The organism is Paenibacillus sp. B1-35, assembly GCF_050474385.1.
Lineage (GTDB): Bacteria > Bacillota > Bacilli > Paenibacillales > Paenibacillaceae > Paenibacillus_B > Paenibacillus_B alvei.
The window spans coordinates 49,266-73,523 of the sequence record NZ_JBCHVJ010000010.1; the positions used below are offsets into that span (position 1 = coordinate 49,266).

Here is a 24,258-nt window from a genome sequence, read left to right on the forward strand (position 1 = left end):
GGATAAAGATTACAATTAAATGAATTTATGAATAATTGCTGTATACAGAGATGACTATAATGACATACGAAGGAACGATGAAAGGGGATTCAGAGTTCCCTTTACGGAGCTCATGAATTGAGGTATAATATACCAATATAGTGTTCTTTGAAGAAGAACAGGAACAGGAGGTGAGGTAGGAGATGAACTTTAGTACGTCGAGTATTCGTATTGGCCAATTGCCAGTGGCTATATTTGGCATTATCCATGATGCAGCCCTCAACGGGATACGTATGTCCATTTTTACCTATACGAATACGATAATACGGCGTGAAGACTCTCCTGCCTTAACCTGATCGGATTAGGTTTATGCAAAGGCTGTAGGGAATTTCCCTGCAGCCTTTTTTATGTTCTGGATCGGGAGGCAAGTGTCGTGCACACGCCCCGAGGAGGATAATGAACGTGATACTAAGCCTTTGGCATGTGAAAAAATATTATGGAGCCAATTTGGTGCTCTCGGATGTTTCATTTGAAGTAAAAGAAGGAGAAAAGGTTGGCCTGATTGGCCGCAATGGCTCTGGGAAAACAACAATTTTACAAATGTTGAACGGCGCTTCCATGCCGGATCAAGGGGATATTTTTATACGCAAAGGCGCGGCTGTAGGGCTGCTTGATCAGGTTCCTTCTGCGCCGGAGTCTGCTGCGGTATATGATGTACTGGCAGAAGGATATGCAGAAGTGCGCAGCTGGGAGCAGGAGATGAAGCGAATGGAAGCGGAAATGTCAGATCCTTCAACAGCCGAAGACGAGGGGCAGATGTCTCAATTGCTGCAGCAGTATGGCCAACTGATGGAGCGATTCGAGCAGGCAGGCGGCTATGAAATGGAGGCTTCCATTCGGCGGGTCAGTGCCGGACTTGGAATCACAGAAGAGCAATACAATCGTCCTTTCTCCTCACTTTCCGGGGGAGAGAAGACGAAGGTAGGGCTCGCTGCACTGCTGTTGAAGCAACCGGACATTTTGCTGCTTGATGAGCCTACCAATCATCTGGATATGGCAGCCATCGAATGGCTGGAATCTTTCCTGCTTGCTTATTCAGGAGCCGTGATGATCGTCTCGCATGATCGGTATTTTCTTGATCGTGTGGCCGGTAAAATGGTGGAGATTGAGGACGGAGAGGCATTCATCTATCATACGAACTATTCCGGTTATCAGAAGGAGAAGGAAGAAAGGCTGCTGCAGCAATTTGCCAGCTATCAGGAACAGCAGAAGAAGATTAAGAAGATGCAGGAGACGATTAAGCAACTGATCGAATGGGGAAATCGCTCGAACCCGCCGAATCCGGGCTTCCATCGCCGTGCCGCTTCCATGCAGAAGGCGCTCGACCGGATGGAGAAGCTGAAGCGTCCTGTGCTGGAACGGCGAACCATGGAATTAAAGCTGAAGCAGGAGGATCGCTCTGGCAAGCAGGTGCTCATGCTTGATGGAATCACTAAGGTGTACGGCGGGCGAAAGTTGTTGAACCAAGTGAACGGGCTGTTGTTATACGGTGAACGTACTGCCTTGCTTGGTGGCAATGGGGCAGGGAAAAGTACATTAATGAAAATGCTGCTTGGCCACATTGCTCCAGATGAGGGGGATATTCGCGTCGGTTCGCGTGTGGATGTAGGCTATCTGGCACAGGAAGAAGCACCGCCTGCTGAGGATAAAACGGTGCTCCGATATTTTTGCGAGACAGTCGCGATGGAAGAAGGAGCGGCCAGAGGGGAGCTTGCCAGATTCCTATTCTACGGTGCTGATGTATTCAAGCGAATTGCGAATCTGTCGGGCGGAGAGTGGAGCAGGCTCCGGCTTGCCTTGCTTATGTATCAGAAGCCGAATTTGCTGTTGCTTGATGAACCGACCAATCATCTGGATATCGACTCAAGAGAAGCGTTGGAGGAGGCACTGGAGTCTTTCCCTGGAACGCTGCTGGTTATTTCGCATGATCGGTATTTCATTAATCGAGTTGCGCGTAAGCTGTGGGTGCTGGAACAGACACAGCTCTCTGTTCATATCGGTAACTACGATGAGTGCAAGGAGAAGCTGCAGTCCTGGGTGAGTCGAGCCAGACATCTAGAATCGATGCCAGTGGCTCCGCATGCAGCTACGAATGTGTCGGAGCAGAGTCCGCAAGCGCGTCAATCAAAGTCTGACGGCGACAAGATGAATGCAGGAGGATACCGCAATCAGGCACAAGGAAAACGGAAAGATCAGCCCGTACGACAATGGGAGCAGGAAATAGAAACTGTAGAAGAACAGCTTTGTCAACTGGAAGAGGAAATGGCTGCATTGTCTACAGAAGGAGATAAGGATGTTGATTGGACACAACTGCTTGGAAGACAGCATGTGCTGCGCGAGCAATTAGATGAGCTGTATCGTGGCTGGATGGCCGTAGAGGAGCAGTAAGGCCAAAACAACAATAGCGAATACACAGCCCCTAGACTGCAATGCAGCTAGGGGCTGTGTTATAGATGGATGGCATTACTCACTCCACCAGCGCTTCAAGTGCTGCCACCACGAGCGTTTTTCCAATTCTTTTGTCGGCCGCTTCTCTTCGTTTTTTCGCGGCTCTGCCGGTGATTGAACATGGAGTTCACACCATTCAGTGGGCTCTGTTCCGCTGACGAAGGTCTCCAGACGCTTATTAGGGCAGTTATCGCCTGCTAGTTTACCTGTATCGGTATCAATATAGACGCTGACGACATTGTCTGGAACCGTAAATATTTTAGGTGGTACATTGGACAATGCCTGTTCCGTATATTCAGCGAATATCGGAGCAGCCTTATGGGACTCTGTCACTGAAATCATTCTGCCCTTGTCATATCCGACCCAGACTGCTGTTGAGAGTTCTGGCGTGTACCCGACGATCCAGGCATCCGTATCTGTCGTTCCCGTTTTACCGGCAACAGGGCGCTTCATGCTAGGAGCTACGCGGCTGCCGGTACCGCCGGATTCGAATACACTTTCCATCAGGCTGGTAAGCACGTAAGCATCTGCTGGCTTAACTACTTGCTCCGCTTGAACAGGCGGCGCTTCGTATAAGACATTGCCACTGCTGTCGATAACCTTCAATACGGAACGGGGAATTGCGCGTTTGCCTTCATTGCTGAATACGCCGTATGCGGATGCCATCTCGATCGGGCTAACAGGGAATGTGCCTAGCGCTAGAGAAGGGAGAGGCTTCATGCTGCTGTCAATGCCGAGACGACGCGCAAGGGATATAACCTCTTCAGGCCCGATCTTCATCATTGTGCTTACCGCATAGATATTGTCAGATACCGCCATAGCATGGCGTAAATCAATATTACCGTAATACTTGCCGCCATAGTTGCTTGGCTTATATTGTTGTCTGCCATTGTCATACGTAAATGTAGACGGCTGGCTGACGAAGTGAGTCACTGCTGTGATGGCTCGCTTCTCGAGCGCTGCCAAGTAGACAAATGGCTTGAAGGACGAGCCGGGCTGGCGAGTATTTGCGAACACGCGATTATATTGATTCATGCGATAATTTTTTCCGCCGACCATCGCCTTCATATAGCCGTTACGGGGATCAATAGAGACAAGAGCTGCCTGTAAATCTCCTTCCACGGGAATAAATTTCGATATCGCTTGTTCGGCTGCTGCCTGTGCCCGCTTATCAAGCGTCGTGTATACGCGCAAGCCTCCGGCCTCTATTTGCTGGTCGGGAATGCCGAGCAAATCGAGCTCCTGTCGGACATAATCACGGAAATAAGGAGCTACAAGCAGTTCGCTTCGCTCCTCCTTAGGCCGAATGGCTACCGTTTCATTGTAGGCGTTCTGCGCCTGCTTCTGTGTAATATATCCGGTCTCCACCATACCCTGGAGTACAACTTTTTGTCTGTCCTTAGCATTTTTCATATTGAAATAGGGTGAATAATAGCTTGGTCCGCGTGGAATGCCAGCTAAAATTGCACTCTCTGCCAGCGTTAGGTCACGGGCCTTCTTGCCAAAGTAAAGCTGTGCTGCGGCCTCGATACCGTATGCGCCGTGTCCGTAATATACTTGATTCAGATATTGCTCTAAAATATCGTCTTTGCTGTATTTCATCTCCAGTTGAAGCGCATATTGCGCTTCCTTCACCTTGCGAGCCCATGTCCGTTCGTGGTTGAGATACAGATTGCGGGCAAGCTGCTGCGTCAAGGTGCTGGCTCCCTGTTTTTTAGACATCGATTCAATATTGACGAGCATTGCGCGTGCGATTCCTTTGAAGTCGATGCCGACATGATGGTAGAATTGCCGATCTTCTGTTGCAATGGTTGCATGAATGACGTCTGGAGCGATATCGGACAGTCTGACCGAGTGCTGCTGCTTCTGACCGCTTGCCAATGACGTTAGTTCCGCTCCATGACCGTCGTAGATGATAGAGGGCTGTTGCATATCGGACGCTGGCAGATCCGTTACATACAGATACCCAAGCAGGATGCCGCAAGCACCTAAAAGGAGCGCAACCGAACAACCTGTTATTTTGAGCCAACGGCAAATCCTGAGCCTCCGTTTGTCCTCTGTCTTCTTACCGCTTAACCGCTGCATGGCAGCGCCTCCTGTTCGACCGTCAACGGGCTATTTAGTGGTTACCATTCAGTATGGAAAAAGCGGAGGAAGGTTATTCCTTTTGATTAGTAATTTTTCACATTTTGTGCACTGAAAAAGGGTTGGAAACTATGAAAAGCAGAATATTCAAGAGCATTTTTCACAATTTCAAAAATCCAGTGGTGAAGCGGCTTTCAGAGCTTTGATAGTTCTGAAAATTGTGCAAATATTCAACTTGACTTCGGAAAATGATTGCATTTTGGGGGGGAACCGATATAATACTTTGTGTTTGGTGCAAAATGGAGATGAAGTGTTACGAATGTTACACATAGGAACCATTACGAGCATTTCGGGAACTAAGCCAACGATACCATGATTATGAAAGAAGGTTGATGTTATGGAATTGTGGTTTACAGAGAAGCAAACGCCTACCTTTGGCATTACGGCAAAAATCCGCGAGACATTCGTGGAGGAGCAAACGCCGTTTCAGCATTTAGCGATGCTGGATACCGAAGAATTTGGACGGATGCTCGTACTGGATGGCATGGTTATGACGACGATCAAAGACGAGTTCGTATACCATGAGATGGTGGCACACCCGGCCCTTGTAACTCATCCGAATCCGAAAAAAGTACTTGTCGTCGGCGGCGGCGACGGCGGAGTTATCCGCGAAATCATGAAGCACCCTGGAGTAGAGAAGGCAGTTCTCGTTGAAATCGACGGCAAAGTCATCGAATACTCCAAGCAGTATTTGCCTGAAATTGCAGGCGAGCTGGACAACCCGCGTGTAGAAGTTATCGTGAATGATGGATACATGCATATTTTGAACAGCAAGAATGAATATGACGTCATTATGGTTGACTCCACAGAGCCGGTAGGCCCTGCGGCGCCGTTGTTCGAGCGCGGCTTCTATCAAGGCATCTATGATGCATTGAAGGAAGATGGCTTGTTCGTTGCACAGACGGACAACCCTTGGTTCAAGGCTGACTTAATCCAGCAAGTAAACCGTGACGTGAAGGAAATTTTCCCGATTGTACGCGTATACGGCGCGAACATTCCGACCTATCCAAGCGGTCTCTGGACGTTCACAATGGGCAGCAAGCAGCACGATCCGCTGCAAGTGGACGAAGCGCGGATTCCGGAAATGGAGACGAAGTATTACTCTCCTCGTCTGCACAAAGCAGCCTTCTGTCTGCCTAAATTTGTAGAGGATTTGTGCAAATAAGACAGTGCACGAAGAAGGAGGAGCTTAGACGATGAAATTGGATCAAAAATATTCGGGCAATGTATTCATTTGCAGCTCTGATGATTACGAAGGAGCAAAGGCCGTCATTTATGGCATGCCAATGGATTACACGGTATCCTTCCGCCCAGGTTCACGCTTCGGCCCAGGCCGTATCCGTGAAGCATCGGTAGGCTTGGAAGAATACAGCCCATATCTTGATAGAAGCATTGAGGAATTGAATTACTTCGATGCAGGCGACCTGCTGCTGCCATTTGGCAATGCGGCGAAGAGCCTGGACATCATCGGGGAATTCGTAGGCAAGCTGCTAAGCGATGGGAAGTTCCCAATCGGCCTTGGCGGGGAGCACCTAGTGACATGGCCAGTCCTGCAAGAGGTGTACAAGAAATACCCTGATCTCGCGATAATTCATATTGATGCGCACGCTGACTTGCGGGAGCAGTATGAGGGTGAGCCTTTGTCTCATTCCACACCAATCCGCAAGGCTGCTGAAATGATCGGCGGCAAGAACGTGTACCAGTTCGGTATCCGCTCTGGTTCGCGTGAAGAGTGGACGTACGCTCGCGAGAACATCAATTTCTTCCCGTTCGATGTAGCGGAGCCTCTGAAGAAGGTTCTGCCTGAGCTGGCTGGTCGTCCGGTCTATGTCACGATTGATATTGACGTGCTTGATCCAAGCTGCGCACCGGGAACAGGAACGGCAGAAGCGGGCGGCATTACGTCGAAGGAATTGCTTGAAGCGGTTCATTCGATTGCTCGTTCGGATGCCAATGTTATCGGATGTGACTTGGTGGAAGTGGCGCCAATTTACGATCCAACCGAGCAGACGCCGATTACGGCGAGCAAGATCATTCGTGAGATGCTGCTCGGGTTCGTGAAGTAATGTAGTCTGTAACAAAGCAGCATCGTCCAAGCGCACGGAATCTGCATGCAGCAGAGGAAGTGCGCTTGTTTTTGTAATGAAGCAGCAAAAAGGCAGGGCTTAGACATGCGTTACAGTCCCCTTTAAAATAAAGAGAAAGGGAGGATGAGAATGGGTAAGATGAAGATTTTACTTATTTCGATCGCAACCATATTCATTATTATTATCGTTGCATTAGGATTCATAGGGAATCATTTCTACAACATCGCGCTTAATCCGGAGACGGAGCGTCCGTTCCTTGACAACAATCCGGATCTTAATCGGGCGGTTCCGACGATGCAAGTAGATGAACAGGAGACGCAAGAAAATGAGATGGCAAAAGAATGGATCGAAACGAAGCATCACGACGAGGTCACGTTAGCTTCTTTTGATGGTTTGAAGCTGCAGGGCTATGAGTACCGGCAAGAGCACCCCACGAATAAGTGGGCCATTGTCGTTCATGGCTATACGAGCTCCGGCAAGCAGATGTCGTATGCGGTTAAGAGATTTTATGATAAAGGCTATCATGTACTGCTCGTCGACTTGCGAGGACATGGAAAGAGTGAAGGCTCCTATATTGGGATGGGCTGGCATGATCGATTAGACATGATGGGTTGGATTCGCCAAATCGTTGAAGCTGATCCCGAGTCTCAAGTTGCTCTGTATGGGGTATCTATGGGAGGAGCGACGGTTATGATGACCTCGGGAGAAGAACTTCCTGCGAATGTCAAGGTGATTGTAGAGGACTGTGGATATACGTCAGCCTATGATGAGTTCACTTACCAATTAAAGCGGCTGTTTCATTTGCCTGCCTTCCCAATCATGACGGCTTCCAATGTGGTGTCTAATATAAGAGCCGGCTATGACTTAAAGGACGCCTCTGCTTTGAAGCAGGTAGCTAAGAGCAAGACTCCTATTCTATTCATTCACGGTGATTCCGACACGTTTGTCCCTTATGAAATGGTTCAAGAGTTGTATGATGCGGCAAAGGTCGAGAAAGATCTGTTGGTCATCAAGGATGCAGGACACGGAGGCGCTCACCTTGCTGGAGCGGTGTATTGGAATAAAGTATGGGAGTTCACAGATAAGTTTATGAAGTCCTAACGAAATGAATAAAAAGACTCGCATAAAGAATGGAAAGTCTTGCAAATGAATAGAAGCCCTGCTCCTTTCAAGGCGGCAGGGCTTGCGTGTGCATTGGTTGTTTAAGATAAAAGGAACTTCCAGGCGATCCAGCATATCCCGACACCGAGCCACGAGATGAATCCAAAGATGACTACGATTTTATTCTCGCTCCAGCCATACTTCAATGAATAATGATAATGGATTGGAGCCATGCGGAACATTCTCAGCTTTGTTTTGCGATAGTACCATACCTGTAGGATCACCGACAGCTGTTCGGCAAAGTAAACGACGAACAGCACGGGAATCAAAATTTCCACCTTTTCTAAAACCGCGAGGAAGGAAAGCGAGCCCCCAATTGCAAGTGAACCCGTATCCCCCATAAATGCTCGGGCTGGATAAATATTATAAATGAACAATCCAAGCAGGCAGGCAATCATGATGAGCGAGAACATCTTCACTTCCATATGATCGGATATGAGGAAGAAGAAGAAATAAGTCGGGATCGACACATTTATAAGCAATCCGTCCAGACCGTCCGTAAAGTTAATTGCATTTGCCGAACCTACCACGAACAGCACCATAATTGGCACATACACAAGAAGAGGAAGATCAAGCGCTAGACCGCCCCCAAGAGCAACGGTTGTACTGACGTTAAAGTGCTGAATGAGCACGTACAGCAGCAAGCCGGTAAAACAGAATTGGAATACAAGCTTCGCCTTGCCGGATATCCCAGATGGATCCTGAAAAACAGCCTTCTTCAAATCATCCATTAAACCAACGGAACCGAATAGCAGAAACGTCGAAGCCAGAAAAATGGTCATTGGCGATGGATGATAGGAGATGGAGGTGATTACACCGATAAAAAGGATAAGGCCAGCCATCAGCGGTGTGCCGCGCTTAGCTTGATGATCGGGCGGCAGCTCAGCTCGAATCGGCTGTGTCAGCTTCAGCGTTCGCAATCCCCATATGAGCAGCGGTGTTAACGCGGCTACCAGCAGGAAGGATACGCTCGAAATGCCTAATAAGGAAGAGTTCACGACATCACCTATCAGTATGTATTTTTATAGATGAGTACATTTTATTATAATTCACATCAATGGACAAATATTCCTGATTCATTGCTGTCGTTGCTTCAGTTATTTCCCCTTGCAGCCTTCCAAAGAGCCTGCGACAATGCTGCCTCGATGAAGTACTGCTTGTCTGTTCGCACGTCTTGCAACAGCCTCAGCTGAGCAGCTTGCATCGACGAGCACTGCATCTGCGGTATCTCCAACCTGAGGCCACTGGCGTATACCGTCCTGACTTAACGGGGTTACACCCCCCGTAATGAATCCGAGCGCCTGAGACAGGGATCGCTCATCAGAGTAACCGTAGACTTCAGCTAACTGTCCTGCCTTCTCAAGCAGATCGCAATTGCCGAACGGCGACCAATGGTCGGTGACACTGTCAGTACCGAGTCCGATGTGTACTCCGCGATTGCGCATTTCCGGCAGTGGCATATTCGTTCGGCCGATAGGCACAGTGGACATAATCGCGATATTAAGCGCTGCAAATCGTTCAATCAGTTCCGTTGTCTCAGGCGTGCGATCAGCGAATGCGAATGCATGGCTGACTGCTACTTTCCCCTGCCAACCGGCCTCTTCCGTTAATTCAGCCAGTCGCTGCAGCGTTGTCCATCCGTCCGGGCCGCGGTCATGCAAATGCATGTCGATCCCAGCCCCTGTTGATACGGCGATATCCATAAGCGTATGAAGTGAACGTTCAATATCCCCGTCGACGCTCGCAGGATCCACAGAGCCAATCCAACCAGCACCGTGTGCTACCGCTTCGCGGACAAGGTGAGATACATTCGAGTGAAGAAGACCATGTTGGGTGAAGGCAACAACCTCATAAGCAAGTTGATCCTTGTACTCTTCCAGCACTTCAATAGAAGCCTGCAAATTGCGCAACTCCATAACAGGGTCAATATTAATATGGGTGCGTACGTGCGTAGAACCGTGCTTAAGGACAAGATCAAGCAATTTGCGGGCACGTTTCTTCAAATAAGGAAATTGGGCAGGGAGCAGGCGGCGTTCCTCTTCCATTCGTTCGAAGATACTGGAGATAGGACGTACCGCTTTCCACGGCCCCCCGTAGTAGGTTTTATCAATATGGATATGCATTTCCCGAAAAGCAGGCAACAGGAGGAGACCGGCTGCATTTACACAAGGAAGAGACTTGAGATCTTCATCCTTCAGGTCACTTGCTGGTACAATTGCATGTATTGTGCCATCGTCGATTTGGATATGGAATAAATCCGTATCCGTAATCGTAATACCTTCTTTGTCTCGATATGCGGTTTCAAGCCGTACATTGATTAGCCAATAAGCGTTAGGCATGCCCGTCACTCCTCTAATGTTGGTAGTAGAATAACTGGATCTATACTGCAGGGTTATTTCTTTATCTACAAGATTAGCATGAAAGAAGATGGGAGAAAAATAAAGATAAAGCATGGAAATTGTTTTTGGATTGGATTTCTACGTGCATACATAAATGAAAGAACAGAGTAGACAAGAACGAGGTGACCTCACATTGGGCAAGGAATGGACATGCTTTCGCAAGCTCAGCTTTGAAGTGAATTTATCTATCAGTTAGATGTAAAAAAGGGAGCTGTCTCTAGGACTGCCCCCGATCTATTTCGTCCCGTCAGACGCCAGTAGCTTCTGTACGTCTGCGATGGTTACGATGTGCGGTTCGCTTCGTATTTCGGATCATCATATAAATACATAATCCAAACAGCGGAGCAATGACAACAATGGCCGTCATGCCGATCGTGAAGAAGCCAGAGCGTTCAATGCGGATGCTGTCGACAAGAACCCATACTGCCGAAGCTAGGTGGAGTACAAGCGTCAACAGGAGCAGCCAGTCGCTATGGTTCGTTAACCAAGTCAAAAGTACTGTCAATTCCACCATATATCGCCCCCGTATTCCTCGTGGTACTGACATAAGCTGAGCAAATATGCAGCAGCGGACATTCGAGGAATCATTTACTACTCTTATTATAATTGAGGGGCAATTCGAATTTCCACGTCTTTCTTGAGGCATAACCTTACAAATTCGTAAGTTATCAGATTGTGTCGTATTTTGTGAATCCCCCACTTCTGCTGAGATTAACTGTACCCTTGGGGACGAAAAGGAAAAGGAGGTTGCAAAAGGCGGGCGTATACCGGATAATTTAGAAATCAGACTTTGGAGATTGGAGCTTGACAATGACGGAGCATCAGAGGGAAGCGGCTGACAGATTGCCGGTTCTTATCACGATTGACAGCCGACAAGATGATGAACGGGTCACACAGCAGGTAGAAGGAGAGCTGTTTCGGAAAGGCTCGAATTTCTACATTCGTTATATAGAGGCTGAGCCTCAACCGGAGCGGGTGAAGCGACGAAGTGATTCTTCTATAGATGCGAGCCGCACACAAGTCACACTCAAGGTGAGTGAAAACCTGATTAAGCTAACTCGCAGAGGACAGGTGGAATCGGAGCAATCGTTTGCTCTTGGAGCGAGGCAGAACGGATATTATCGATCATCTGCGATTCGATTTCCTCTAACTACAGTGACGTCGAAGCTGTCCTGGGACGAGCCTTGGCCGTTCGAAGGGCCGCTGCAATTCGATGAATTGCGCATTGCGTGGTCGTATCAATTATATATAGAAGAGCGTTGTACGGGAAAATTCAATATCCGATTACGTATTATACCCGCCTGAAATAGGCATGAACGATAAGAAGCAGGAGGAACGAGACATATGAGCAGTGTAATGGAACGAGTGAACAATCAAGTTAAGCAGGCAATCGAGGAGGCGATCGTACAAGCAGGTCTTGTAGCGCGTGAAGACATTCCTACGTTTGTTATCGAAGTGCCTAAGGATAAAACCCACGGTGACTTGGCATCCAATGCGGCGATGCAACTGACGCGTTTAGCAAAGCGCAATCCACGCCAAATCGCAGAAGCAATCATTGAAAATTTAAATAAAGATGCGGCTGCAATCGAAAGTGCGGAAATTGCGGGGCCTGGATTTATTAACTTCCGTGTGAATAAGAGTTACTTATATGATATTCTGCGTGAAGTAAATGAAAAAGGAAGCGACTACGGCCGTATTACTGCTGGCAGCGGACAGCGTGTGCAGATGGAGTTCGTATCTGCGAACCCAACAGGAAGCCTCCATCTTGGACATGCGCGTGGTGCAGCTGTCGGTGATGCACTGTGCAATCTGTTGGATTACGCGGGTTATGAAGTAACACGCGAGTATTATATTAACGATGCCGGAAATCAAGTGAACAACCTTGCTAAATCGATTGAATGCCGCTATAAACAAGCACTTGGGCAGGATGCAGAAATGCCTGAGGATGGCTATCATGGCGTAGATATTAAAGGTTTTGCTGAAGAGCTTGTTCAAGCTGAGGGCGATCGTCTATTGTCCTTGCCTGAGGAAGAGCGTGAGCGCTATTTCCGCAACTATGGTCTCGCGAAAGAATTGGACAAAATCAAGCGTGACTTGAACCGCTTCCGTGTTCCATTCGACGTGTGGTTCAGCGAAACCTCGCTCTATGAGAACAACGAAGTGACAAAGGCGCTGGATGCACTACGTGCAAGTGGTCATGTGTTCGAGCATGAGGGCGCGACGTGGCTGCGTACAACGACATTTGGCGATGACAAGGATCGCGTATTGGTGAAGAATGATGGCTCTTACACGTATTTGACTCCTGATATTTCGTATCATATGGACAAATATAGCCGTGGCTTTGACAAAATGATTAACATTTGGGGTGCTGACCACCACGGGTACATCCCGCGTATGAAGGCGGCGATGGAAGCGCTCGGTAATGATCCGGACAAGTTGGTCGTACTGATCGCACAAATGGTTAGCTTGTTCCAAGATGGCGAGAAAGTGAAAATGTCCAAGCGTACAGGGAAAGCCGTAACAATGGAAGATTTGATGGATGAAGTGGGTGTTGATGCGATCCGCTACTTCTTCACGATGCGTTCAATGGATTCCCACCTTGACTTTGATATGGACTTGGCGATTTCAACATCCAATGAAAACCCTGTCTATTATGTACAATATGCACATGCGCGTATTTGCAGCATTTACCGTCAGGCAGAAGAGCAAGGTATTGCATTGCAGCCATTGAATGAGCTGAACTTAGCGAAACTGACGGCTGAGCATGAATTTGACCTGCTTCGTAAGCTGGGTGAGCTTCCTGAAGAAATTGCGGTTGCTGCCCGTGATTACGCGCCGCATCGTTTAATTCGTTATGTGTATGAGCTTGCATCGCTCTTCCACAGCTATTATAGAGCAGAGCGTGTCATTACAGAGGATGCAGAGCAGACACAAGCCCGTCTTGCATTGCTCGGTGCTGTTCGTACGGCAATAGCGAACGTGCTTCGCCTGGTCGGCGTATCCGCTCCAGAACAGATGTAAGGGCAGCGTCTAACGAAATAAAGATGTTTATCGCCTAATATAGAGCGTCCTGTAAGCTAGAATTAGCTTCAGGGCGCTTTTCTTGTTCGTCCTATATTTGTTCGGTAGAATAAAATCAACGAAGTGAATACGTAGGATAGAGAGTAGGTGACGAGATGCTGTATTTGCTCCCGCTTATGATTGAGCGCGTTGGCGTGCTGCTGATCATTGCATTTGTGCTGTCGCGCATGAAGTCATTTCGCCACATTGTCCATAATGAGCATGGTACTGCTGAGAAATTGCTGCTTATCGTCGTGTTCGGCGCATTCGGGGTTATTAGCAACTATACCGGCGTGCAGATTCATAACAGCTCCGTATTTTCACAGGCTTGGCATGCGGACGTAGAGACGGGCAGCGCCATTGCGAACACGCGAATAATGGGCGTTGTCATCGGTGGACTGCTTGGCGGTCCATTTGTCGGGACAGGCGTCGGATTAATAGCAGGCCTGCATCGACTATCGCTCGGCGGATACACTGCGGCAGCTTGTGGAGTGTCGACGGTATTGGCCGGCATTATTACAGGCCTCATCGGGAAGCGGTTCCGCATGATTCAAGGCAAGCATGCAGCATGGCAAGCGGCACTGGTCGGCATTGGGATGGAGTGCGGGCAGATGGGCATTATTTTGCTCGTAGCCGAGCCATGGAGCTCTGCATGGGAGCTCGTCAAGCTGATCAGTGTGCCGATGGTTGTGGTTAATGGATTCGGGATATTGCTGTTCATGCTAATCATTCAATCCATCTATGAGGAAGAGGAACGTTCCCGAGCGCTGCTAACGCATAACGCACTTCATATTGCCGATCAGACACTCCCTTATTTCCGTCAAGGATTGAATAGCGATTCATGCCGGGCAGCGGCCATGATTATATGGAAAGGGACGAGTGCCGACGCGATTTCCATCACAGATGAGCACCAAATTTTAGCTCATGTAGGCGCAGGAGCCGATCATCATGTACCGTTGAACGGTATATCTACTCAGTTGACGAAGCAGGTGCTTGAGGAAGGAACTGTTCACAAGGCCTCCTCAAGAGAGGAGATTCATTGCTTCGATCCGCACTGTCCATTGCAGGCCGCGTATGTGCTGCCGCTGAAGGTGCATGAGCGTACGGTCGGCACATTGAAGTTATATTTCAAGCAGTCATCACGTCTGGATCAGGTGGAGCAGGAGCTTGCTGAAGGCCTTGGCAAGCTGTTCTCTAATCAGTTGGAATTAGCGGAAGCGGAACGGCAAAGCCGGCTGCTGAAGGATGCGGAAATTAAGGCACTGCAAGCACAGGTTCACCCGCACTTCTTATTCAATGCCTTTAATACAATATCGGTGCTCTGCCGCACTGATTCGGAGAAGGCGCGCAAGCTGCTGCAGCAGCTAAGCATATTTTTCCGCAGCAACCTGCAAGGGGCGCGGAAGATGCTCATTCCGTTACACAAGGAATTGGAGCATGTAGAAGCGTACTTATCATTGGAGCAGGCTAGATTCCCTGGAAAATATATGGTGGAAACGGATATTGATGCTTCCCTTATGGATGTGCTCGTGCCCCCATTTACACTTCAGCCATTGGTGGAAAATGCAATCCGGCATGCGTTCTCCAAAGGCTTTGCAAGGCCGCAAGGGGTTGTGTCCATTTGTGCGAAGGTGAATGAAAAGAATGTGCTCATTACGACAAAAGACAATGGGAAGGGAATTGCGCTGGAATCTATGGCTGTGCTTGGCAATGAAGCCGTTCCATCTGTCGAAGGAACAGGGACAGCGCTTTGTAATATTACAAAGCGGATAGAGGAGCTGTATGGAAGTAGGGGCTCGATTCATATCGATAGTACGCTTGGTCAAGGGACATCGGTAACGATTACCTTGCCGATTCATTACGGCGATCGGGGGGGCATCAATGTTGAAAGCATTTATCGTGGATGATGAGCCGCTGGCGCGCGATGAGCTGTGTTATTTGCTGCGTCGTACGAAGCGGGTTGAAATTGTAGGCGAGGCTGAATCGATGGAAGAGGCACTGGAACGTATAGGTGCTCTACGCCCGGACGTGGTTTTTCTCGATATTCAGCTTGCAGAAGCAAGTGGATTGGAAGCCGCCGAACGGATAAGTGCAATGGAGGAACCTCCATCAATCGTGTTTGCAACTGCATATGATGAGTACGCACTGCGTGCATTCGAGCTGAGTGCATCCGACTATATATTGAAGCCGTTCGATGAACAACGCATTCAGCTGACTGTAGAGAAGCTGGAGAAGCAGAGATCGCGTCTTGCTCCAATAATCCAGAACGATCCCGTGGCGGAATCTCGCTCTGCTCCAATTGAGCGGGTAGAGCGGCTTGCCATCACAACAGTGGATGAACGGATCGTCGTACTGCATGTGGATCGAATCGTATATATCGGATTTGAGGAGGGGAAGACCGTTGTTGCAACGACAAAGCAACGGTACCGTGTCGGAGAAGCGCTAAGTGTATTGGAACGGAAGCTGAACCATCCATCCATCGTTCGTGTGCATCGAGCGTACTTAGTGAATGTAGATCGCATTGTTGAGATCGAGCCATGGTTCCATTCGACGTTCCAGTTGAAAATGCAGGACGGTGCCAGCATCCCGGTTAGCCGAACCTACATGAAGGAACTGAAGCAACTTCTAAGGTTCTAACGGTAATAGCAGATGAATAGGCAGCTTTTCATGATTGAAGCTATTCTCTACATAAACCAAAAAAGGAATTGAAATCGCTTGCATTCCAATCCCTTTTTTGTGCACTTCATCATAAGCATACCGCATTCTGTTATGAAAACGAGGGATAGCTGTTTTCATAAGGTATGATAACAGCAATAGCTCGAAAGGAGTGGACGATCATGAATGCGGTTTCAATAGTGATTGGTTCGATATGCATCTTGATGATCACCTATCGCCTCTATGGAACATTTATGGCGAACAAGGTGTTAAAGCTAGACGATTCCAAGCCTACTCCGGCGCACGAATTAAATGACGGCAAAGATTATGTGCCGACGAATAAATGGGTGACCTTCGGTCACCATTTTGCAGCCATTGCTGCTGCAGGTCCGTTAGTTGGCCCGATATTAGCAGCCCAGTTCGGGTACTTGCCAGGATTGCTCTGGCTGCTGATCGGTGCGGTTATTGGTGGGGCTGTCCATGATGCTGTTGTATTGTTCGCTTCTATGCGAAAACAGGGCAAGTCACTCTCTGAGGTGGCGAAGGAAGAGCTTGGCCCAATCGCCGGCTTCTGTACAGGACTTGCAATGCTGTTCATTATTACGATTACGATGGCTGGTCTATCGATGGTGGTGCTTCATGCGCTTGAGCACAATCCTTGGGGTACCTTCTCGGTAGGCATTACAATCCCGATTGCCATGATGGTGGGGATTTGGTACAAGAAGACAGGCAACTTGAAGCGTGCTTCTGGCGTTGGATTTATTCTGCTGATGATTGGCGTATTTATGGGTCCTTACATTCAAGGAACCGCACTTGGCGAATGGCTGACTTTTGATATGAAGACGCTCGCAATTATTTTACCAGTATATGCCTTCTTTGCGGCTGCGCTGCCTGTATGGCTGCTGCTTGCACCGCGCGACTATTTGAGCAGCTTTATGAAAATCGGAGTGTTCCTTGCCCTTATCGTTGGTGTGTTCATTATTAATCCGGACATCCCATTCCCAGCCGTGACCGAATTCATTAACGGCGGTGGGCCGATATTGGCAGGACCAGTATGGCCGTTCATCTCGATTACGATAGCCTGCGGAGCAATCTCCGGCTTCCATGCCTTTGTTGGGTCGGGAACAACACCGAAGATGCTGGATCGCTGGAGTGACATTAAGGTTGTTGGCTTTGGGGCGATGCTGGTCGAATGTGTTGTTGGGATTATGGCGCTTATCGCAGCGACTGCCTTGCAGCCTGCTGACTATTTTGCAATCAATTCCACACCGGAAGCATTCAAGACACTTGGCATGAACGTCGTTCATCTGCCAGATCTGGCAAGAGAAATTGGTTTAGATTTGGAAGGGCGAACAGGAGGAGCTGTAACTTTGGCTGTTGGGATGACTTATATTTTTACAAAATTCCCGTGGTTCGAATCACTTTCATCCTATTTCTTTCAATTCGTTATTATGTTCGAAGCGGTATTCGTATTGACAGCGATTGATGCGGGGACGCGTGTAGCACGTTACATTATTCAAGATTTCTTCGGTGAAGTATATAAACCTTTGAAACAAGTGGATTGGGTGCCGGGCTCTATCTTTGCAAGTGCTCTAGCATGCTTCCTGTGGGGGTATCTGCTCTTCTCGGGAGATATCGGTTCTGTATGGGCACTATTTGGAGTATCGAACCAAATGATGGCCTCCATCGGTCTCATAATCGGTGCAACGGTTATTATGAAAATTGCAGATAAGCGCCGGTATGCACTCACATGTCTTGTACCACTTGCGTACTTGTTCGTCACTGTTAACTATGCAGGCATATGGATGATTACGAATGTGTACTTGAATTCATCGGGTAAAGGATACAGCATCCTGAATGCAACGCTGTCGATTATTATGATGGTGCTGGGCGTTATTATCCTCATCTCTGCTATTAAGAAGTGGCTGGAGCTGTGGAATACACCAAGAACAAAGCTGGAGCCTCTATCGGCTTCCTAGTATAACTGTATGAAAGAATAATCAAGGACAGTCGGTCAGTCGGCTGTCCTTGTTTTTGTTCAAACCGCGGACACGCTATCGGCCTGCCTCCTTAAGGAGCCGCATGACATCAATTTCCCCTACGCTTCGCGAAGTGCTGCTTCGGCTTCGCATTGGGGTTGCAGATCGTCTTAGCAAGGACTTGATTTCTGCGGGCTTCAGATCGGGCTTCATGGCAAGCAGCAGTGCAATAGCACCGCTTACGTGTGAGGTGGCCATTGAGGTGCCACTCATTTCGTGGTATTTTCCCTTAATCCACGCAGATACAATTTTATCGCCAGGCGCGTAAATATCGACGAAGCGGCCTCGATTGCTGAAGGGAGCAATTTTCCGGATGCGATCGGTAGCCCCTACCGAGATCGTTTGCAGGTAACGAGCGGGGTAATCAATGGATTTGCGCTTCGCATCATTTCCGGAGGAGGCAACAATGGTAACGCCAGCGTTGTATGCGTTCGTGACAGCGGTGAGGAGCGACTTGCTGCGGGTTTTCATGCCGAAGCTCATATTAATGATATTCATACCATGGCGGACACACCAATCAATGCCTTGAATAATATCGGATACGAAGGCAGCTCCATTCTCATCGAATGCTTTGACTGGATGAATAACGGCGCGAGGGGCCACCCCTATAATGCCGTACATTTGATTGGCGGCAGCTATCGTGCCCGCAATATGTGTGCCGTGACCATTGTCGTCATGCGGAGGAAATCCGCGCTGAATCAGATTAATGCCGCGCGTGAGCGAATGCCTCAGGTCAGGATGGTGAAAATCTGCCCCGGTATCAATGACACCAATATGAACACGGTGACCGGTTGTTGTGCTCCAAGCCTGTGGAGCTTTGATGTGCCGGACTCCCCATGGAATGCCGCGCTCCCAGTTGACTGGCCGCTGGGACACGGCATGCATGGAAAGGTGAATGTCTTCTTCAACGATAACTTGATAAGTGGACAATAAAAGGGTTGAGTCGAAGTCAGCACTGGCTGGATATATCCAAGCATTAATAAGTGGAACCTTGCGTATTACAGTAAGCTCCGGTCTGCTTTCCTCGAGCAAATTCAGTGCCTCGCTGCATTGTTCATACTGTTCGTGGGTGTGGAAGCGGATGAACAGTTGACGCCTGCGCGGCTTATCGGTGCTGAGCCCTTGAAGCAATAACTGGAGTAAGCCCGTAGTATCCAATGTCGAGTCCCTCCCGACAGTTCCTTTGTAACGGTTGTTCAAAAAGTTACATGTGATAATCAAGAGACCAAATATGAATTGGCTGAAACGTCTTTTTTGAACAGACAATTTTACATATCGTATGCGTTAAATTCCTGCGTGGACTGGGGTAGAAGCCTTTTTTGCGAAAGTTAGGCCTTCCACCGTGTCAAATGACTTCCACGGACATAGTATGAAGAAGAGCCGACGAAGGGCTTAGCACACCCGATACGGGGGCGTTAGCCTTCATCGGGTGCGGATACAGTCGAACGCGAAGGGGATTCCCTTCGCGTTTCTATTTTTTGTCCGACTTGTGGCATTTCCTCGTCTATAGGAAGAAAACTTGCATTTTCACTTGAGATCGGTTTTACTTATGTGTGAACATGGATAAGTGAATGCAATTTGAACTTTTTAGAGAGAGAGGATGTGTCTTTATGAGCACACCGCTGGATTTGAAATTGGATCCTGAAAAAGTGCAAGAAATACCGATGGTGGATCTTGCTTTCATGGTACTGAAAACTGCCAACACGCCTTTCTATTACCGCGATCTCATGAATGAAGTCGCTAAGCTGCGGGGGTTGTCCGAAGAGCAAATTAACGATGTCATTGCGCAGTTATATACGGAAATTAACATTGACGGACGATTTGCTTGTGTTGGCCAGAACCTGTGGGGATTGAAACGCTGGTATCCGGTCGACCGTTCTGAAGAGGCAATGGCCGGGGGTACGCCGCGTCCACGCATCATTAACGATGACGACGATGACGATTACAATGATGATGACGACAACTACCACAATGATGAAGAAGAAGACTTCGACTTCGTTGATGAAGATAGCGATGAAGACGAGGAAATCTTCGAGGATGATGATTCTGATGTGGAAGATGATGTGGACATCGAAGAAGAAATCGATGAAGAAGATGCAGATCTGAATGAAGATGAAGATCGCGACGAATTTGAAGATGAGGAAGACAAAGACGGGGATATGTAAGATCCTCTTCTTGATTTGAATCCGCATTTTAGAATGCCGCTTGCTTATATTTCCTGTGCCCCCTAACTGATCTTAGGCGTGTGCAGGAGGGATACGTAAGCGGCATTTTCCATATGAGCTGCCCGTGCGAAAAATCACCTCGATCTCCCTTGACACGGGATTGCCTACAGAGTAAACTAGCATATGGGCTTTGGATTTACACGTAATTAAATAGAGTCATTTTCACATATGAAGAAAGTGCCCCGTGACACTACGGGAGTCACTTTTTTGTTTTTTTAGGATACGAATTGCGGATTTTGCGGCTTTGTTGCTGGTTGCAATTGGTACAATTTGATTCGTATAAAATAGCTCCCGTCCACTACGGAACATGACTTCCGGACAATTTAGACAGGAGCTTTTTTAATGACATTTTGCATCAATGAATATTGCGCAAATGGGTTACGATAACAACATGAGATTATGGGACTCGCGTGTATCGAACCTGTTCTACAGACAAAGCCTCCCGAGAACATGTCTTGAATGCACTTGATCATAGGAGGGTTTCACCAGTGGCAAAATATATTTTTGTAACGGGCGGCGTCGTTTCTTCTCTTGGTAAAGGGATTACGGCAGCATCCCTGGGCAGATTGCTGAAAAATCGAGGGCTTAAAGTAACGATCCAAAAATTTGATCCTTACATTAACGTTGACCCGGGCACAATGAGCCCTTATCAGCATGGCGAAGTTTTTGTAACAGATGACGGAGCAGAGACAGACCTTGACTTAGGTCACTATGAACGCTTCATCGACATCAACCTGTCGAAGAACAGCAATGTGACAACTGGTAAAGTATATTCTACGGTAATTTCGAAGGAGCGCCGCGGTGAATACCTTGGCGGTACTGTACAAGTTATCCCGCATATTACGAATGAAATTAAAGAGCGCGTATTCCGTGCAGGCAAGGAATCCGGTTCTGATGTTGTCATTACCGAAATCGGCGGTACAGTCGGCGATATCGAGAGCTTGCCGTTTTTGGAAGCAATCCGTCAAATTAAAAGTGATGTAGGTCGTGACAACGTGATGTACATTCATGTTACCTTGATTCCTTACATCAAAGCTGCCGGCGAAGTAAAAACGAAGCCTACGCAGCACAGCGTAAAAGAATTGCGCAGTATCGGTATTCAGCCGAACATGCTCGTATGCCGTACAGAGCATGAGCTTGCAGAAGATATGAAGCGCAAGATTTCCTTGTTCTGCGATATTGATGCGAATGCGGTAGTAGAATGCCGGGATGCTTCCACATTGTACGAAGTACCATTGATGCTTCATGAGCAAGGCATGGACGATTTCGTTGTAAATCACTTGAAGCTCCAAACTCCAGAACCAGATATGGTGGAGTGGACGAAGCTTGTAAACCGCGTGAAGCAGCTTGAAGGCCAAGTGGAGATCGCAATCGTTGGTAAATATGTAGCCTTGCATGATGCTTACTTGTCCATCGTAGAAGCGTTGGCGCATGCAGGTATTGATGCCAATACGGAAGTTAATATCCGTTGGGTGAATGCAGAAGAAATTACAGAAGAAAACGTAGATGCAGAATTGTCGGGCGTACATGGTATCTTGGTGCCAGGCGGATTCGGCGATCGTGGTATCGAAGGTAAAGTAACAGCAATCCGCTATGCGCGTGAACAGCAAATTCCGTTCTTCGGTATTTGCCTTGGTATGCAAGTTGCGGTTATTGAATATGCACGTGCTGCGGCAGGCTTGAATGGCGCGAACAGCTCCGAAATCAATCCTGCGACAGAATATCCAGTTATCGATCTGCTTCCTGAGCAGAAGGATATTGAAGATTTGGGCGGTACAATGCGTCTTGGTCTGTACCCTTGCAAACTGCAAGAAGGATCGCTTGCAATGTCCTGCTACAATGATGAGCTGGTGTACGAACGTCACCGCCATCGTTATGAGTTCAACAATGAATATCGTGAAGTAATTGAAGGCGCAGGCTTGAAGATCAGCGGTACGTCCCCAGACGGCCGATTGGTGGAAATTGTAGAGCTTCCAGGTCATCCTTGGTTCTTGGCTGTACAGTTCCACCCAGAGTTCATTTCACGTCCGAACCGTCCACAGCCATTGTTCCGCGAGTTCGTCAAAGCGGCAATGACGCATCGTGGATAAGGAACAATAGTCGCTGGAATCGTTTGAAGCGGGGCTCTCCTATTGGAGAGTCTTCGCTTTTTTTGTTTTTATGTGGGAGTTGCGATGTTTTTCCTAGAAGAAGAAGGATTTTATTGTAAAGAAGCGAATAAGTACTGTACATGTGGAGTGGTAAAATAAGCATGCAGTGTGAGAGATTAACTCATTTGAACAAGAGGATGCTGCACACTCGCTCGTGAGACGCGGTGGGAGGGGTACCAGTTGAATAATAAGAAAGTATTGATTGTCGATGATCAGAATGGTATTCGGGTTCTTCTCATGGAAGTGTTCAGTAGTGAAGGATACACGACTTTTCAAGCGTCCAATGGCAAGATGGCGCTGGAGATCGTAAAAGAAGAGTCGCCGGATATTGTCCTGCTAGACATGAAGATACCGGGCATGGATGGATTAGAAATTTTGAAGCAAATCAAGCTGATGAAGCCACATATGAATGTGATTATGATGACCGCTTATGGCGAATTGGATATGATTAAGGAAGCGACCGATCTCGGTGCATTAATGCACTTTACGAAGCCATTCGATATTGATGAGATGAGAGTTGCGGTCAATATGACATTAGAGCAGGGGCAGTCAAGTAACGAGATGACGATGCCTTCTTAAGAAGTAATGTATGATATAAAACAAGAAGCCTGCTGGGGGTTAAGCTCTAGCCTTCTTCAAAGTATCCGGTCAATGATAGTGGGCGACTTATAGCATTGGCTTGCGATACAGTGAATTGGACATGCCTCTAGTGGAGAGTGCTCGTGGACGAGACCTCCTTAGGGGCCTTCCTCGTTTATTGGGTATTGTGCTCTAAATCGCTGCTATAGGATACGGAAGCGATATAATCTAATGGTCAGTGGCACAATCATGGGATTTTACAGGGGGCGGATAAATGATGATACGAGTGGCTGTTTGCAGTTATTGGCATGTTCATGCGGAAGAATATACGGATTTTATTCTTCATCACCCAGATACAGTGCTGGCAGCAATATGGGATGAAAATGAGACGCGTGGCGAGCGCTATGCAAGCCGCTATCAGGTGCCGTTTTATGCAGATCTAGATCATATGCTGGCACAGGCGGATATCGATGCGGTTGTGGTTGTAGCGCCGACGCGTCTGCATGAGAAAATCATGGTAAAGGCAGCAAAAGCAGGCAAGCACATTTTCACAGAGAAAGTATTAGCCCCAACCTTGGCAGAAGCTGATCGCATCGTAAGGACTGCAGAAGCAAATAATGTTTTGCTGACCGTTGCTCTTCGAAAGCTATATGAGCGAGATATCATAACGCTGCGCAGAATAGTAGGAGAGGGCGCTGTGGGGAATGTATCGCTTGTCCGTGTGCGTATGGCGCACAACGGAGCTCTAGCAGGATGGCTGCCAGATCATTTCTACGATCGAACCGATTGTGGTGGTGGGGTAATGATCGATCTAGGCTGTCATCCAATGTATATTGCCCGTGTGCTGCAAGGGATGCCTCGAGCCGTGACTGCATCATATGGGTATGTTACTGGTAAAGAAGTTGAAGATAATGCAGTCGCGCTGCTCCAATATGATGGTGGTGCTATCGGAATTGCCGAAACAGGATTTGTTACCGGTCAATCCCCGTTCATGGTTGAGATTCATGGCGCAAATGGCAGCATTATGTATGGCATGCCGGACGATCAAATTCGCATACGACTGAATGAAGGAGACGGAGAGTGGAATATAATTCCGTTCGATGAACCGATTCCGAATATGTTCGAGCAGTGGGTAGATTATGTGCTGCGTAGAGAAACCAATCCAGACAACGTTAATATGGCGCTGGATCTGACAAAATTAATAGAAGCGGCCAATCAGTCAGCGGCTTTAGGGAAATCAATTCCTGTAAACGTAATGTAGCTGTTTTGTC

The 24,258-nt window shown here is 48.0% G+C and carries 19 protein-coding genes; 14 read left to right on the forward strand and 5 right to left on the reverse strand.

Annotated features, from left to right (window positions below; genetic code table 11):
- Positions 1–182 precede the first annotated feature (182 nt).
- Positions 183–335: an RAxF-45 family protein gene (locus ACQ5BJ_RS24960; protein WP_005545686.1), complete on the forward strand. Its 153-nt coding sequence runs from the start codon at positions 183–185 to the stop codon at positions 333–335.
- 106 nt (positions 336–441) lie between these two features.
- On the forward strand, positions 442–2,427 hold the full coding sequence (gene abc-f, locus ACQ5BJ_RS24965; RefSeq protein ID WP_430112863.1) for a ribosomal protection-like ABC-F family protein: 1,986 nt from the start codon (positions 442–444) through the stop codon (positions 2,425–2,427).
- Positions 2,428–2,502: 75 nt separating this feature from the next.
- Here abc-f and ACQ5BJ_RS24970 read toward each other — a convergent pair whose 3' ends face one another.
- Positions 2,503–4,572, reverse strand: coding sequence for a transglycosylase domain-containing protein (locus tag ACQ5BJ_RS24970; protein WP_430112865.1), 2,070 nt, complete (start codon positions 4,570–4,572; stop codon positions 2,503–2,505).
- A gap of 397 nt (positions 4,573–4,969) precedes the next feature.
- On the opposite strand from ACQ5BJ_RS24970, the gene speE reads away from it, so the two are divergent.
- From speE to ACQ5BJ_RS24985, 3 genes are all read left to right on the forward strand, one after another.
- Positions 4,970–5,797, forward strand: a complete 828-nt coding sequence (gene speE / locus ACQ5BJ_RS24975) for a polyamine aminopropyltransferase (RefSeq protein WP_005545692.1) — start codon at positions 4,970–4,972, stop codon at positions 5,795–5,797.
- 31 nt (positions 5,798–5,828) lie between these two features.
- Positions 5,829–6,698, forward strand: a complete 870-nt coding sequence (speB, locus tag ACQ5BJ_RS24980) for an agmatinase (protein WP_005545694.1) — start codon at positions 5,829–5,831, stop codon at positions 6,696–6,698.
- 159 nt (positions 6,699–6,857) lie between these two features.
- Positions 6,858–7,820: an alpha/beta hydrolase gene (locus ACQ5BJ_RS24985; protein WP_040735764.1), complete on the forward strand. Its 963-nt coding sequence runs from the start codon at positions 6,858–6,860 to the stop codon at positions 7,818–7,820.
- Between the two features lie 101 nt (positions 7,821–7,921).
- Here the strand turns inward: ACQ5BJ_RS24985 and mraY are convergent, their stop codons facing one another.
- The 3 genes from mraY to ACQ5BJ_RS25000 all read right to left on the reverse strand — a co-directional run bounded on the left by mraY (position 7,922) and on the right by ACQ5BJ_RS25000 (position 10,793).
- Positions 7,922–8,878: a phospho-N-acetylmuramoyl-pentapeptide-transferase gene (gene mraY, locus ACQ5BJ_RS24990; protein WP_268600389.1), complete on the reverse strand. Its 957-nt coding sequence runs from the start codon at positions 8,876–8,878 to the stop codon at positions 7,922–7,924.
- 99 nt (positions 8,879–8,977) lie between these two features.
- Positions 8,978–10,219 (reverse strand): amidohydrolase, encoded by a 1,242-nt coding sequence (locus tag ACQ5BJ_RS24995; RefSeq protein WP_430112868.1) that lies wholly within the window; start codon positions 10,217–10,219, stop codon positions 8,978–8,980.
- Between the two features lie 307 nt (positions 10,220–10,526).
- Positions 10,527–10,793: a hypothetical protein gene (locus ACQ5BJ_RS25000; RefSeq protein WP_005545700.1), complete on the reverse strand. Its 267-nt coding sequence runs from the start codon at positions 10,791–10,793 to the stop codon at positions 10,527–10,529.
- A 296-nt stretch (positions 10,794–11,089) separates the two neighbouring features.
- Between ACQ5BJ_RS25000 and ACQ5BJ_RS25005 the strand changes: the two genes are divergently transcribed.
- From ACQ5BJ_RS25005 to cstA, 5 genes are all read left to right on the forward strand, one after another.
- A complete protein-coding gene (locus ACQ5BJ_RS25005; protein WP_163978589.1) occupies positions 11,090–11,584 on the forward strand; it encodes a DUF1934 domain-containing protein in 495 nt (164 codons plus the stop codon).
- Between the two features lie 39 nt (positions 11,585–11,623).
- On the forward strand, positions 11,624–13,300 hold the full coding sequence (gene argS / locus ACQ5BJ_RS25010; protein WP_163978588.1) for an arginine--tRNA ligase: 1,677 nt from the start codon (positions 11,624–11,626) through the stop codon (positions 13,298–13,300).
- A gap of 155 nt (positions 13,301–13,455) precedes the next feature.
- Positions 13,456–15,246, forward strand: a complete 1,791-nt coding sequence (locus tag ACQ5BJ_RS25015; RefSeq protein ID WP_430112871.1) for a LytS/YhcK type 5TM receptor domain-containing protein — start codon at positions 13,456–13,458, stop codon at positions 15,244–15,246.
- Positions 15,221–15,976, forward strand: coding sequence for a LytR/AlgR family response regulator transcription factor (locus ACQ5BJ_RS25020; protein ID WP_289356811.1), 756 nt, complete (start codon positions 15,221–15,223; stop codon positions 15,974–15,976). Before ACQ5BJ_RS25015 ends, ACQ5BJ_RS25020 begins: the two co-directional genes overlap by 26 nt.
- A 200-nt stretch (positions 15,977–16,176) precedes the next feature.
- Positions 16,177–17,973, forward strand: coding sequence for a carbon starvation protein CstA (cstA, locus tag ACQ5BJ_RS25025; RefSeq protein ID WP_268600394.1), 1,797 nt, complete (start codon positions 16,177–16,179; stop codon positions 17,971–17,973).
- Between the two features lie 75 nt (positions 17,974–18,048).
- Here cstA and ACQ5BJ_RS25030 read toward each other — a convergent pair whose 3' ends face one another.
- On the reverse strand, positions 18,049–19,191 hold the full coding sequence (locus ACQ5BJ_RS25030; protein WP_268600395.1) for a S8 family peptidase: 1,143 nt from the start codon (positions 19,189–19,191) through the stop codon (positions 18,049–18,051).
- A 452-nt stretch (positions 19,192–19,643) separates the two neighbouring features.
- Here ACQ5BJ_RS25030 and rpoE point away from each other — a divergent pair, with 452 nt between their 5' ends.
- The 4 genes from rpoE (at position 19,644) to ACQ5BJ_RS25050 (ending at position 24,248) form a co-directional block, all read left to right on the forward strand.
- Entirely contained in the window at positions 19,644–20,198 is a 555-nt protein-coding gene (rpoE, locus tag ACQ5BJ_RS25035; RefSeq protein WP_005545707.1) for a DNA-directed RNA polymerase subunit delta, read from the forward strand.
- Between the two features lie 548 nt (positions 20,199–20,746).
- Complete coding sequence (locus ACQ5BJ_RS25040; RefSeq protein ID WP_005545709.1) at positions 20,747–22,348, forward strand: CTP synthase; 1,602 nt, start codon at positions 20,747–20,749, stop codon at positions 22,346–22,348.
- Between the two features lie 240 nt (positions 22,349–22,588).
- Positions 22,589–22,987 (forward strand): response regulator, encoded by a 399-nt coding sequence (locus ACQ5BJ_RS25045; protein ID WP_005545710.1) that lies wholly within the window; start codon positions 22,589–22,591, stop codon positions 22,985–22,987.
- A gap of 274 nt (positions 22,988–23,261) precedes the next feature.
- Positions 23,262–24,248 (forward strand): Gfo/Idh/MocA family protein, encoded by a 987-nt coding sequence (locus ACQ5BJ_RS25050; RefSeq protein ID WP_430112875.1) that lies wholly within the window; start codon positions 23,262–23,264, stop codon positions 24,246–24,248.
- Positions 24,249–24,258 lie beyond the last annotated feature (10 nt).

Excerpts from the sequence above, each read along its gene's own strand:
- cstA (WP_268600394.1), top strand. The coding sequence starts at position 16,177 with ATGAATGCGGTTTCAATAGTGATTGGTTCGATATGCATCTTGATGATC.
- ACQ5BJ_RS24995 (WP_430112868.1), bottom strand. The coding sequence starts at position 10,219 with ATGCCTAACGCTTATTGGCTAATCAATGTACGGCTTGAAACCGCATAT.
- ACQ5BJ_RS24960 (WP_005545686.1), top strand. The coding sequence starts at position 183 with ATGAACTTTAGTACGTCGAGTATTCGTATTGGCCAATTGCCAGTGGCT.
- ACQ5BJ_RS25015 (WP_430112871.1), top strand. The coding sequence starts at position 13,456 with ATGCTGTATTTGCTCCCGCTTATGATTGAGCGCGTTGGCGTGCTGCTG.
- ACQ5BJ_RS24970 (WP_430112865.1), bottom strand. The coding sequence starts at position 4,572 with ATGCAGCGGTTAAGCGGTAAGAAGACAGAGGACAAACGGAGGCTCAGG.
- rpoE (WP_005545707.1), top strand. The coding sequence starts at position 19,644 with ATGAGCACACCGCTGGATTTGAAATTGGATCCTGAAAAAGTGCAAGAA.
- argS (WP_163978588.1), top strand. The coding sequence starts at position 11,624 with ATGAGCAGTGTAATGGAACGAGTGAACAATCAAGTTAAGCAGGCAATC.
- ACQ5BJ_RS25050 (WP_430112875.1), top strand. The coding sequence starts at position 23,262 with ATGATGATACGAGTGGCTGTTTGCAGTTATTGGCATGTTCATGCGGAA.
- ACQ5BJ_RS25020 (WP_289356811.1), top strand. The coding sequence starts at position 15,221 with ATGTTGAAAGCATTTATCGTGGATGATGAGCCGCTGGCGCGCGATGAG.
- ACQ5BJ_RS25005 (WP_163978589.1), top strand. The coding sequence starts at position 11,090 with ATGACGGAGCATCAGAGGGAAGCGGCTGACAGATTGCCGGTTCTTATC.
- ACQ5BJ_RS25000 (WP_005545700.1), bottom strand. The coding sequence starts at position 10,793 with ATGGTGGAATTGACAGTACTTTTGACTTGGTTAACGAACCATAGCGAC.
- ACQ5BJ_RS24985 (WP_040735764.1), top strand. The coding sequence starts at position 6,858 with ATGAAGATTTTACTTATTTCGATCGCAACCATATTCATTATTATTATC.
- speB (WP_005545694.1), top strand. The coding sequence starts at position 5,829 with ATGAAATTGGATCAAAAATATTCGGGCAATGTATTCATTTGCAGCTCT.
- speE (WP_005545692.1), top strand. The coding sequence starts at position 4,970 with ATGGAATTGTGGTTTACAGAGAAGCAAACGCCTACCTTTGGCATTACG.